The sequence below is a fragment of the Paenibacillus sp. FSL H8-0280 genome, assembly GCF_045040665.1.
GTDB classification, from domain to species: Bacteria; Bacillota; Bacilli; order Paenibacillales; family Paenibacillaceae; genus Paenibacillus; species Paenibacillus xylanexedens_A.
This window is the reverse complement of record NZ_CP150296.1, coordinates 6,579,617-6,592,586: the sequence shown is the minus strand read 5'-3', so window position 1 is coordinate 6,592,586 and position 12,970 is coordinate 6,579,617. Positions and strand designations below refer to the sequence as shown.

General features: G+C 47.5%; 9 protein-coding genes. 7 read left to right on the top strand and 2 right to left on the bottom strand.

Going from position 1 to position 12,970, the window contains the following annotated elements:
* Positions 1–50: 50 nt before the first annotated feature.
* The 4 genes from MHI12_RS28675 to cydC are packed head-to-tail and all read left to right on the top strand — an operon-like array spanning position 51 to position 6,314.
* Complete coding sequence (locus MHI12_RS28675; RefSeq protein WP_405170961.1) at positions 51–1,466, top strand: cytochrome ubiquinol oxidase subunit I; 1,416 nt, start codon at positions 51–53, stop codon at positions 1,464–1,466.
* Positions 1,411–2,466: a cytochrome d ubiquinol oxidase subunit II gene (gene cydB, locus MHI12_RS28670; RefSeq protein WP_405170960.1), complete on the top strand. Its 1,056-nt coding sequence runs from the start codon at positions 1,411–1,413 to the stop codon at positions 2,464–2,466. The genes MHI12_RS28675 and cydB overlap by 56 nt, the downstream gene beginning before the upstream one ends.
* Before the next feature lies 1 nt (position 2,467).
* Positions 2,468–4,375, top strand: a complete 1,908-nt coding sequence (gene cydD, locus MHI12_RS28665) for a thiol reductant ABC exporter subunit CydD (protein ID WP_405170959.1) — start codon at positions 2,468–2,470, stop codon at positions 4,373–4,375.
* 1 nt (position 4,376) lies between these two features.
* Positions 4,377–6,314, top strand: a complete 1,938-nt coding sequence (gene cydC, locus MHI12_RS28660; RefSeq protein ID WP_405170958.1) for a thiol reductant ABC exporter subunit CydC — start codon at positions 4,377–4,379, stop codon at positions 6,312–6,314.
* Between the two features lie 678 nt (positions 6,315–6,992).
* Here cydC and MHI12_RS28655 read toward each other — a convergent pair.
* Positions 6,993–8,024 carry a LacI family DNA-binding transcriptional regulator gene (locus MHI12_RS28655; RefSeq protein WP_036667984.1) on the bottom strand — a complete coding sequence of 344 codons (1,032 nt, stop codon included), beginning with the start codon at positions 8,022–8,024 and terminating at the stop codon, positions 6,993–6,995.
* 490 nt (positions 8,025–8,514) lie between these two features.
* Here MHI12_RS28655 and MHI12_RS28650 point away from each other — a divergent pair, with 490 nt between their 5' ends.
* The 3 genes from MHI12_RS28650 (at position 8,515) to MHI12_RS28640 (ending at position 11,708) form a co-directional block, all read left to right on the top strand.
* A complete protein-coding gene (locus tag MHI12_RS28650; RefSeq protein WP_405170957.1) occupies positions 8,515–9,858 on the top strand; it encodes an ABC transporter substrate-binding protein in 1,344 nt (447 codons plus the stop codon).
* A gap of 138 nt (positions 9,859–9,996) precedes the next feature.
* Positions 9,997–10,890, top strand: a complete 894-nt coding sequence (locus tag MHI12_RS28645) for a carbohydrate ABC transporter permease (protein ID WP_076320327.1) — start codon at positions 9,997–9,999, stop codon at positions 10,888–10,890.
* Complete coding sequence (locus MHI12_RS28640) at positions 10,890–11,708, top strand: carbohydrate ABC transporter permease (protein WP_340387935.1); 819 nt, start codon at positions 10,890–10,892, stop codon at positions 11,706–11,708. The genes MHI12_RS28645 and MHI12_RS28640 overlap by 1 nt, the downstream gene beginning before the upstream one ends.
* A 182-nt stretch (positions 11,709–11,890) precedes the next feature.
* Here the strand turns inward: MHI12_RS28640 and MHI12_RS28635 are convergent, their stop codons facing one another.
* Positions 11,891–12,850: an MraY family glycosyltransferase gene (locus tag MHI12_RS28635; protein ID WP_237177487.1), complete on the bottom strand. Its 960-nt coding sequence runs from the start codon at positions 12,848–12,850 to the stop codon at positions 11,891–11,893.
* Positions 12,851–12,970 lie beyond the last annotated feature (120 nt).

Genomic DNA, 12,970 nt, shown 5'->3' with positions numbered 1-12,970 from the left:
CAATGCCAGATACGCATACTGCGAAGTGAACAGAAAGAAGGGGTAACGGTATGGATCCGATTATGTTATCGCGTATCCAATATGCACTTACAACGATTTTCCATTTCTTTTTTGTCCCGCTATCCATCGGTCTTGTACTGTTGGTTGCAATCATGGAGACGTTGTACGTTGTTAAGGGTAAGGAGATCTACAAAACGATGGCCAAGTTCTGGGGCAAGCTGTTCCTGATTAACTTTGCCGTCGGGGTAGTCACAGGTATTTTGCAAGAGTTCCAGTTTGGTATGAACTGGTCCGAGTACTCCCGATTTGTCGGGGACGTGTTCGGTGCGCCACTGGCTATTGAAGCGCTACTGGCGTTTTTTATGGAGTCTACATTTATTGGATTGTGGATATTCGGATGGGATCGTTTGTCCAAAAAAGTGCATCTGGCCTGCATCTGGCTGGTGTTTGTCGGCACATTCCTGTCCGCGCTGTGGATTCTGGCAGCCAATTCATTTATGCAACATCCTGTTGGGTTTGAGATTAACAACGGCCGAGCCGAGATGAATGATTTCTTTGCACTCATCACGAATGGTCAGCTTCTCGTTGAATTCCCACATACGATTTTTGGTGCATTGATGACAGGGGCCTTCGTCGTAACCGGGATCAGTGCCTACAAATTGATGAAAAAGCAGGATGTGGAGATCTTCCGCAAATCGTTTAATATCGCGATCATTATCGCTCTTGTTTCTTCATTCGGCGTCGCATTCTCGGGTCACTTCCAGGCGCAATATCTGGTGGAGACACAGCCGATGAAGATGGCAGCCAGTGAGGGCACATGGACAACGACAGAAGATCCGGCGCCATGGACGGTGGTCGCTTTTATTGACCCGGATAAACAGGAGAGTACGGGGGAGATCAAAATCCCTGGATTGCTCAGTTACCTGTCCTACAGCAAGTTCTCCGGTAGTGTCAAAGGCATGAAGGAACTTCAAGCTGAGTATGAACAGACGTATGGACCGGGGGACTACATCCCGCCGGTACGGACAACGTTCTGGAGTTTCCGCATTATGATCGCAGCGGGTGGTTTGATGATTGTGCTTGCTCTGTACGGTACGTATCTGGCTATGCGCAAGAAGCTGGAGGTCGCTGGAAAGTGGTTTATGCGTCTGATGGTATTTGCCATCTCCCTGCCGTTTATCGCCAATACATCAGGTTGGATTATGACCGAGGTCGGAAGACAGCCATGGACGGTATTTGGCTATATGACCACCGAAGCCGGAGTCTCACCGAATGTATCCGCAGGAATGATCCTGTTCTCTACCATTGCGTTCACTGCTGCGTATACCGTTCTTGGTATCGTGATGGTATATCTGTTCGTACGTGAGATCAAGGCGGGGCCATTTGCGGTCGAGAAGCCAGAAGATCACGATGAATCGGCCGATCCGTTCGGCGTGGATGGAGGTTATTCCGTTGTCACTAAGTGAGTTGTGGTTTTTGCTGATTGCCGTATTGTTTGTTGGTTTCTTCTTTTTGGAAGGTTTTGATTTTGGTGTGGGGATGTCTACAGGCATTATTGCCAAAACAGATCGTGAACGCCGGACCCTGATTAACTCGATCGGTCCGTTCTGGGATGGTAATGAAGTATGGCTGATCACGGCAGGGGGAGCGATGTTTGCTGCCTTCCCGCACTGGTATGCGACGTTGTTCAGTGGTTTTTACCTGCCACTTGTGGTGGTGTTACTTGCCTTGATTGGCCGCGGAGTTGCTTTCGAATTCCGCAGTAAAATGAAACAACAGCGCTGGCGCAAAACATGGGACATCATCATTGTTGTCTCCAGCGCGCTCTTGCCTTTCCTGTTCGGAGTGGTCTTTGCCACATTGATGAAAGGTCTGCCCATTGATGGGGAGATGCAGTTGCGTGCAGGATTCCTCGATATTGTTAATCCGTACACCGTGATTGGTGGCTTGAGCGTAACGCTGCTGTGTCTGGTTCATGGCTTGCTGTTTGCCTCACTACGGACAGTCGGGGAACTCAGAGAGCGTGCCTTGAAGACAGCGCAAAAATTGATGCTGCCGCTGGCTGCACTGCTCGCTGTGTATGCGATAATGACGTATTTCATGACCGATGTGTTCGCCGTTCGCGGTTGGGCACTGTGGATCATGGTTGTACTTGGCGCAGTCGCGCTTGCACTTGCGGCATACTTCGTTCGTCAGAAGCATGAAGGCTGGGCTTTTGGTATGACAGGTGCTGTGATTGCAATTGCCTTTGCCTCTGTATTTATCGGTCTGTTCCCAAGAGTCATGGTGAGTTCGTTTGGTTCTGCATTTGACCTGACCGTATACAATGCGGCATCTGGTGCGTATTCATTGAAAGTAATGACCATTGTAGCATGCACACTGCTGCCATTTGTTCTTGGCTATCAGATCTGGAGTTATTATATCTTCCGCAAACGTCTGAACGAGCAGCACCACCTGGAGTACTGATATGGGACGGGGGCTGCTGAAGCTGCCGGGCATCCGGCCTGTACTCGCGCTGGCATCAGCGCTGGTGATGCTACAGGCGATGACGATCATTATGCAGGCTAAATGGCTAGCACAGGCCATCACGGCATTGTTTGAAGGTTCATCCGTAACGGAGCAGTACCCAGTACTGCTGCTGTTCCTGGCTGCTTTTGCCGCCCGCTACGCCTTATCCTTCTGGTTACAACTCGTGACCTCACGATATGCGGAGAGGACAGGGACTGATCTGCGCAGACAGATGGTGGAGCAGTGGTTCAGACTTGGACCGCGTTATGCCAAGACGGAGGGCACAGGCCATCTGGTTACACTGGCACGTGAGGGAACAGCTCAATTCAAGACGTATCTTGAACTATTCATTCCTCGTATGCTGGGCATAGGATTCACACCTATCGTCATTTTGCTGTATGTGTTTAAGCTGGATCTGATGTCTGGGGTTATTCTGATGCTGACACTCCCAATCCTGATTGTGTTCATGATTCTGATTGGCCTCGCTGCGCAGCGTAAGATAGACGGACAATTCAGATCCTACAAAGCACTCGCTAACCATTTTGTTGATACCTTGCGTGGGCTGGAAACGCTGAAAACACTGGGACAAAGCAAAACACACGAAGGGTCCATTCTGCGGGTCAGTCAGCGGTATCGGAAGGCGACGATGTCTACCCTGCGCATGGCTTTTCTTTCTTCGTTTGCTCTCGATTTCTTCACCATGCTGTCCGTTGCTTCCGTGGCAGTTGGTCTGGGATTACGTCTGACGGAGGGACATATGCTGCTTGGCCCTGCGCTGACGGTACTAATTCTGGCACCTGAATATTTCCTGCCTGTACGTATGCTCGGAGCTGATTATCATGCCACATTGGACGGTAAGGAAGCCGGAACGGCCATTAATCAGGTGATTGAACGGGGCAAGGCCGCTGAACAGAAACAGAAAGAAGCCTATGCAAATGTTGTTGCGGATCCGGTTACGTCAGAGGACGAAGCTGGATCTACACCATTATCTTTGGGTAAAAGGAAAGCCGCTACTTCGACCATACGTGTCGTGTTGAATGATAAAACGGCTGCGGGGCATCTTGCTCCTGCTTCTGCTTCTGTTTCTACTACTCCTGAGCTTGTTTCTTCCTCAGTGTTCTCTTGGAATGAGAATAGCAGATTGGCTCTAACGGATGTACAGGTACGGCATGATGATGAAGGTCCTTATTCGCTAAAGGATGTCACATTTCAGATCACGGGTCTTGGCAAAATCGGTATTATTGGCGCCAGCGGAGCAGGCAAATCCACGTTGATTGATGTATTGGCTGGATTTCAGCTTCCTACTTCAGGCCAAGTATTAGCCAACGGACAGCCTGTGACACAGGATATGCTTGAATCCTGGCGAAGACAGACGGCAGCTATCCCGCAGCATCCGTATATTTTCAGTGGAAGCCTGGCCGATAACGTTCGTTTCTACATGCCGGAGGCTTCGGATGCGGAAGTGGCCAAGGCCATTAGCACAGCTGGATTAACCAAGCTTCTGACCTCATTATCCGGTGGGCTGCATGAGCCAATTGGGGCTGGCGGCAGACAGCTCAGTGGTGGGCAGGAGCAACGGGTGGCGCTGGCAAGAGCTTTGCTTAGTAAACGCAACATTCTGTTGCTTGATGAACCGACAGCTCATCTGGATGTGGAAACGGAGTATGAACTGAAACAGACGATGTTGCCGCTGTTTGAAAGAAAACTTGTATTTTTGGCTACCCATCGTCTGCACTGGATGCCGCATATGGATCGAATTATTGTCATGGATGGCGGCACAGTGGCAGAGACGGGAACACATCAGGAATTGCTGGCACGACAAGGTGTATATTATCAGATGATCCAGGCCCAGATGGAGGCGATATAAAATGAAGTCCGGATATGAACATATGGAGAACGTCCGTAACGGAAAAGAAAAAAATAGCTGGATTGCTCCGTATGTGGCACAGTACCGCTGGAGATTCATCGCAGTCATTGCGCTGGGCACATGCGCTGCCTTGTGTGCGGTACTGTTGCTGTTCACCTCCGGATTTCTGATCTCCAAGTCTGCGCTGCGTCCTGAAAATATTCTGATGGTGTATGTACCTATTGTTGGGGTACGTGCATTTGGGATATTCCGCGCCGTGTTTCGATATATCGAGCGATTGGCAGGACATGATGCCGTACTGCGGGTGTTGGCCGATCAACGGGTGAAGTTATATCGCATTCTGGAACCACAGGCCCTGTTCCTGCGTTCTCGCATGCAGACCGGAGATGTACTCGGAGCACTGGCCGATGATGTGGAGCGGCTGCAGGATATCTATCTCCGTACCGTTTTTCCCGCCGTTACCGCACTTGTGATGTACGGTGGGGCTGTGATTGCCTTTGCCAGTGTGGATCTGGGATTTGCGCTGTGGATGGGCTTGTATATGTTATTTCTCGTTGCCGTGTTACCTGCGATCTCGCTGAAAGTGACGTGGAAATGGCGTGTACGGCTGAAAAAGGAAAACAGCACGTTGTATACCCGTCTGACCGACGGTGTGCTTGGACTGGGGGATTGGCTTGCAAGTGGGCGAGCCGCGGAATTTGTTCAGCAGCAGGAAGAGGCGGAAGAACATGTCGACGCGGTTCGTCGCAAATTGCGGCGCTGGACACGCTGGCGTGATCTGATGGCCCAGTGCGTCATTGGCCTGCTGGTGGTATCGGTTACGTTATGGGCCGGAAATGCCGCTTCTGTCGGGCAATTACCTGCCGTGATGATTGCTGCTTTTGTACTGGTGTTATTTCCGCTCACGGAAACACTTCTACCTGTAGGGGATGCTGTAGAGCATCTTCCGCAGTATCGAGAATCGCTGGATCGCTTGAAGCAGCTCGAAGGGAAAGATTATCTTCCGTTGCAGAATGGAGCCGGTGATGCGGATGGAACGGGCGAATCGATCTCTGTAGTAAAAAACGGCAACGTGATGGCTGGACAGCCATCCGAGTCCTTGCCAGCTGCGAATGATATCCCGGACAGACGAATTCGTCTTCGCATTCCACCCAAACTCAGAGCAGACATCGAGATTAATCGCGTAAGTTACCGTTATGCAGCGGATGATTCCTACGCCGTACAGGACGTATCCCTTCATCTGCCACAAGGCAAACGATTAGCTATTCTTGGACGAAGCGGCGGCGGGAAATCGACCTTGTTGAAACTGATTCAGGGGGCATTGCTTCCGTCTGCGGGGAAAGTTCTAATCAATAATATGCCTGTGCAGACCCTGGGTGAGAGTGTCACTGATGTCATCGCAGTGCTGAATCAGAGTCCACACCTGTTCGACACCACGGTAGCCAATAATTTGCGGATTGGTCGTCCACATGCAACGGATGAGGAGATTCGTCAGGTGGCCGCCCAAGTAGGGTTATCCGGTCTGATCGAATCTTTACCGCAGGGGTATGATACGCCGATGCTGGAGACGGGGCTGCGTTTCTCCGGTGGGGAAAGGCAACGGATTGCTCTGGCCCGGGTACTGCTTCGGGAGACACCTGTTATTATATTGGATGAACCAACCGTTGGGCTTGATCCAGTGACGGAACGCGAGTTGATGCGCACCATTCTGGACAGCTTGCAAGGTAAAACGATGATCTGGGTCACCCATCACCTGATTGGTGCGGAACAGATGGACGAACTTATTTTTATGGAAAATGGAAAGATTGCCATGCAGGGTTCTCACGAACAATTGCTGGCTGGGGAAGAGCGATACCACCGTCTCATTGAACTTGATCGACCCGGATGGTCTGACTTGCAGACAGTAGAGGGCAAGCTGCCTACTGCCGCTTCCAGATAGCAGGAACTTTCTCGATATAACCATGATCTCAGAGCAGGACTGTCCGTTCACTCAGTATCGCAAATGGGACTGTCTCAAAAGGAATTCCGCCTCGCTCCAAGCGCTAACGAACCTGCCGCACCTTAAAAGGCGGATCGTCAACGCTAGCAAGATTTAACGAACCTCAGTAACGCTATTTCGTCATAAAACGTGGTCAAAACCTAAAAAATCCACCGAATCGACGAAATAACGTCTCTGTGATTCGTTAGATCTCAGATCTCGGCAAATGGAAGCGAATAGCGTGTCTCAGGTTCATTAAAACAAAATAACACAAACAAGGGATGTCCCCTGTCATATTCATGACGTAGGAGACATCCCCTTTTCGCTTCCTGGTGTGGACTATATAAATTGAACTAAAGAATATTTACACTTGCCACTCCGATGACAGAACAACCTTCTGATCGCTGTTATCCCCAGATTTTTTATATTCGGCTTTACAAAGGAGAAAATCTGGTGATAAAGGCGAAGTTTAGCTTACGAAGTAGCTTTCTTTCAGAAAGCTTTTAGCTCCGCTTCTTCAGGTTATTTCTGTCCTCTACGTTCTCGTGTAAATGTTTAGTTCAATTTATATAGTATGAAAAATTCGCTATGTCTATGATGTGAATTGATCTGCAGCAACCAGTCCAAAAGACTTAATGCTCAGATTTCCTGTGCCAGCAGCATGGCTGTGCCACAGGATTGACGCACAACCAGTTCCGGCTCTACTTTAATGCAACGATTATCCATTTGTTTGTTCATCAGATCGAACAGAATCATGGCAGCAAGGCGCCCAATTTTGTCCGTATCCTGCTTGACGGTTGTTAGCGGTGGATCGGTATAACGGCAGGCTTCGATGTCGTCACAACCTGCCACAGCTATATCTTCTGGAATGCGTAACCCCACTTCCTTAAAGGCGCGAATAGCTCCAAAGGCAAGTAGATCTGTGGCTGCAAACACGGCACGTGGCAGAGTCTTGCAGGCGAGCATTTTCTTGGCCGCTTCGTATCCATCCGCTGCAGCATAATCTTTGCTGTATACAACCCACTCGGGCTTTTCATCAAGACTAAACTGATTTAGTGAACGTTTGAAAGCCATCTCTCTCTGTTGCATCACAAGAGAGGCGCGCTCCAGCCCGATAAAACCAACATCTCGATAACCGTTCATATAAAATTGTTCTACAACTTTGGTTGAGATCTTATCGTTATCGGACATGATGTAACAGGAGCTTTGTCCTGTTAGCTCGATATCTATTCCGATACAAGGAATCGGGCTGGCATCCAGGTCGAATATGCTGCTCTCGACCTCATCCCCCGCAATAATAATACAGCCATCCACTTGAAAATACTTGGATCTCGCCAAGTAGTCCTCACCTTGATCCAGAAACTTCTCATTCGAGAAGAAGAGTAGATCGTATCCAAGCAAGCCAATTTGTTTCTTAAACGCATTGATAACCTGTACGAAGAAAGGGTGGCTGAAATCCACGTTCAGCTTCCCTGCAAACACAACGCCAACGAGGCTGGATTTTTTGGTTGCCAGTGTTTTGGCTGAAGAAGATGGACGATAGCCTGTCTCTTCCATAATTTTAAGCACACGCTGGCGCGTTTCCTCGCTAATATCTGGATAGTTATTGATAATCTTGGACACCGTGGCTACAGACACGCCGGCTAAACTCGCTATCGTTTTGATATTCATAAACATCCCTCGGATTCCTAAACTAGTTTCGTAAACTGGGGCTGTATCGGTTTTTTCGCTTTCTTGCAAGTATTCTATGCTACATAGACCGGAGAGTCAACAGCAGAGAGAGGGTTTCACACTTGAAATAATATGCATCCATAGGTTTGAAGTGATCAAGGAGGTTTGTAACGAAAATAAGGACGAATTTTAGCTCGTAATCTTAATTGTTTTAGAGATTTTGAGTCCAGTTAAAGGAATACCGGGTTATCTGGGGCTCTATATGAAATTATGTTATATGCTGTGTTTCGTAACTTTCGTAATTATCGTAAAGGTTACCTTGATTTCAACGTATACAGCAATAAATAAAGCTTTTATCAAGCGGGTTGGAGCATGAAAATCAAAAAAACAAAATGACTATTTACAAAATAAAGATCTGAAGTCATAATAAGGGTGGAATTAACGAAACTAATTTCGTAGATTTAATTCAAAAATTTGGGGGACAACGAAAATGAAGAAAATGACTTTATCCATTGTACTTGTAACCGCTTTATTATGTGTGCTCGCCGCTTGTAGTAGCAGCTCTTCGGAATCAGAAGGAACTCAGGCTACAGACAGCAGCAAAAAAGTTACCTTGAAGATCATTCACTGGCAGCAAGAGAATATTAACAACTACATCAAAGAGTTTAATACGAAATTTGAAGCGAAATATCCGGACGTAAAGGTGGAATATACAACGGTTCCGGCAGACGCGACTTACGATCAGTTGATGCAAACACGGATGAACGCCGGAAGTAATGGGGACGTGGATATCATTCCACTCAAATCAAGTTTTGTAGGCGCACCACAGGAGTGGTCCAGTGGTGCTGCTGATCCGATGTGGAAGCAATGGATCGATGCCGGGTTAATCAGTGATCTGTCTGATCAATCTTTTATCAAAAACTACAATGAAGCGGATGTACAGAACGCAATGACGTATAACGATAAGGTGTACGGTGTAAACATGGGCAAGGTGGCATTCACAGGACTGTTCTACAATAAGGAACTCTTCGCAAAATATAATCTGGAGATCCCTACAACCTGGGATGAATTGCAACATGTTATCAAAGTGTTCAAAGACAATGGTGTCGAAGCGCTGGGTCTGGCGGGTAAAGATGTATGGCCAATAGGTCTTGCAGTGCAAGGGCTTCAGGCCTCTATTCATGAAGATCAGCTTGCTTATATCAAAGGTCTATGGACTGGTGAAACCAAGCTGACTGATCCGGTTCAACTTGAAGTCTTGCAGAAATCTCAGGATCTGATGAACAATGCAATGCCTGGTTTCATGGGTATTGACTACGGAACATTGCCCAGTTTGTTCGCTACAGGCAAGGTGGCTATGATTGCTGACGGCACTTGGGATGCAACAACAATTCAAACGGCCAACCCTGATCTGAAGTTTGGGTATTTCCCAATTCCAGGTAGCAATGATGCAGCCAAGAACAAAAATCTGGCGGGTAAATACGATATGACCTGGATGGTGGTGGATAACTCACCGAACAAGGATTACGCAATGAAATGGCTTGATATGTTATCGGAGAAAGAGAACTACACGGAATTTGTGAATGCAGCCGGCTTCCTGCCTACACAGCCTGATGTGGAGATGACAAGTGAGTTTATCCAAGGCATTCAGCCTTACCTGGAGGACTTTAAACTTTCTTGGGATCAGTTGTTCATTAACCGTCAGAATGTAGGACAGTACATTTCGGAGGCCAGCGTTCACGCAGAGATGCTCAAGCCAGCCGGACCGATTGCAACACCGGAAGAGCTTGCAGGTAAATCCCAAGCGGACTGGGATGCTGCTGCTCCAAAGTAATTCATAATCATTCATATTCATGGCACAAGTTGGCCGCATGCGCCGGAATAGCGCTCGGGTCTGAGCCTTCAGGCCAGACAAGGCTGTTATTCCGGTTTTCTTATGTCTTAGTTTTACCCCATGAAAGGTGTGAGGACGATGTATCCGTTTGGGAAAGGTAAGGCAAGACTTATTCCTTATCTGTATTTGAGCATTCCGTTGTTACTTTATGTTGTGTTTGGCTTCGGTCCATCACTTGTGACGATACTGTTTTCGTTTACAGATGCTACTGGTGTTCGGGGCCAGGAATGGAGCTTTATCGGCTTTGAAAACTATAAAACATTTTTTGGTGCATCCAATGCTGGAGACCGAATGGATGCTATTGGGCGATCCTTATACTTTGCGTTTGCTGTTGTGATCATACAAAATGCAGTGGGTTTGTTTATAGCGATTTTGATCAATAAAAAGCTTAGAGGCGATAAATTATATCGCGCGGTATTCTTTTTGCCAGTGGTGCTGGGGGTTACTGTGTCTGGACTCATTTGGCAACTCGTTGCAAATCCGCTGGGCGGCCCGGCCCAGTCCTTTCTGAATTTCTTTGGTACCAGTTCCAACTTTTTTGGCGATTATAATATCGCCTTTGAACTGATTATTTTTGTTCAAATCTGGATGTACATGGGTTACTCCATGACGATTTTTCTTGCAGGTCTGCAGTCCATTCCGAGCGATCTGTATGAGGCGGGTTACATGGATGGTGCTTCGGGGTGGAAAGCATTTACGAACATTACATTCCCCATGATTGCTCCTGCATTCACGGTTAATATGCTCTTGTCTATCATAGGGGCATTGCAAACCTTTGATATTATCTATGTACTTACAGGTGGCAAGTTCAATACAACGACGCTTGCGTTTGATGTTTATGCTACGGCATTTGGCACAGGAACGGCTGATTACGGTTTGGCTTCTGCTGTCGCGATGATTCAGTTCCTCTTTGTATTTACCATATCGATGGTTGCTTTATTTTATCTCCGCAGAAGAGAGGTGGAAGCGTAATGAAACAGAGTCAAACGTCCAGAATGGTCAGCTACGTTATCGTTCTGCTCATGCTTGCGTTGTACGTTTTCCCTCTATTCTATCTGTTCAATGTATCCATGAAGACACAGACAGAGTATCTGCTCAATCCTGTAGCTCTTACTGAAGGGATCCGGCTTGAGAACTTTTCCGAAGCATGGAACAAAGGGAACTTCTCTCAGTATATGTGGAACAGTGTGCTCTATACAGGGATGTCCACCCTGCTGACGTTGATTTTATCTATATTTGCTGCATTCCCGCTCGCACGCAGATATGTTAAATTCAGCACACTCATTTATATTTTCTTTCTGATTTCCATGTATCTTCCCAACCCGCTCATTCCGCAGTTTTCCCTGATCAATAATCTGGGTCTCTACAACACCCAAATCGGGTACATCTTATTGAAGACGACGGGTACGGGCATTGCGTTTCTCATGTTTGTGGGTTATATCAAATCAATATCGCGTGAACTGGATGAGGCCTCTGCCATGGACGGGTGTGGGTATACAAGGTATCTGTTCACCATCCTTGTTCCGTTAATGAAACCAATCCTGGCAACAGGTATTATCCTTACCGCGATTGGTGTATGGAACGATATTATCGGGCCAACCATTTATTTATCTGATCCGAATTATCAGCCGGTAACCAAAGGACTCTTTACATTTTATGGACAGTACATGAACAACTGGCCGCTGCTCGCCTGTGGTATTCTGATTGTTACCTTGCCACTGGTTGTCCTGTATGTTGCTTTGCAACGTTTCATTGTTGGAGGTGCTATGGCAGGGGCTGTTAAATCGTAAGTTAGAATCACTCCGCTTTAACTGAAAGTGCCTCTTAAGGAGGAGTCACGCAGGCATCAGGGATAGTGGGCCTATACAGAATGTAGTACGAAAAAAAGGCAATTGATCCAAAAAAACATCATAAGAAAGCCACCCTCAACGCAATGAAGGTGGCTTCTATTATTTTCATCGTTATTTTGGTTTTATAACTCCACTAACATCAGAATAATGGAGGATAGACACAGACATGTGCTGACTAGATACAGCACACCCACCACCTGATTTTGATTCAATCCGGCACGCAGCAACCGATAATGGGCTTGACTCGCATCGGCCTGATAGATCGCTTTACCTTGAATGAAACGTTTGATAACGACAAAGATGTTGTCAAAGATCGGTACACCCAGCGCCAGAATTGGAATGAAGATGGACAACATGGTTGCTTGTTTGAATGCACCATCCAGAGCGATAACCGCCAAAATGAAGCCAAGGAAAGTAGCGCCTGCATCACCCATGAACACTTTGGCAGGAGCTTTGTTGTACTTCAGATAACCAATCGTTACACCGACCAGAATGATCGACATGAGTGCGGAATCAGTTTGACCTTTGGCAAGCGCCACGATGAACAGGGTAATTGCCGAGATGGCCGATAATCCGCCAGCCAGTCCGTCCATGCCGTCCGAGAAGTTGATGACGGTGGTCACCCCGAAGATCCACAGGATCGTGAGAATGAATTGCAGCCAGATCGGAAGCATGACATATTCCGCGTTGAAGGGATTCACGAATCCGGTGAACGCAATGCCAGAAGCAAATACGAGCACTGCCGCAGAGACTTGTACGAGCATTTTGGGTAGGGCAGGAAAATCTTTGCCTTTTGTTTTGTACCAGTCGTCAACGGTACCAATCGTTAGCAGAAGCATACCACCAGCGACCAGAGCCGCTGTTTCCCATGTGATTTCTTTAGTCAGAGCAATGTATGTCAGGAAAAATCCAGTGAATATCGCGTAACTCGCCGTGAGCGGGATAGGTTGCCTGTGCAGCTTACGCTCCACATCTTCCCGAGGCTTGTCCACAAAATCGAGTCGGTGAGCCAGTCGACCAAGCGGCGGAATAAGCAGAACCACGACAGCAAAAGACACTATAAAAGCCAGTATGTATACCATAAACTCGCTTGTTTCACTCCCATCTACCAATTTCCCCTTATTATACGAGTTAAACAGGAAATCTGTCGATGTCATTATTGTAACCAGACGTACGCAAAGGTGAGCAAAAGTTCAGGTTTT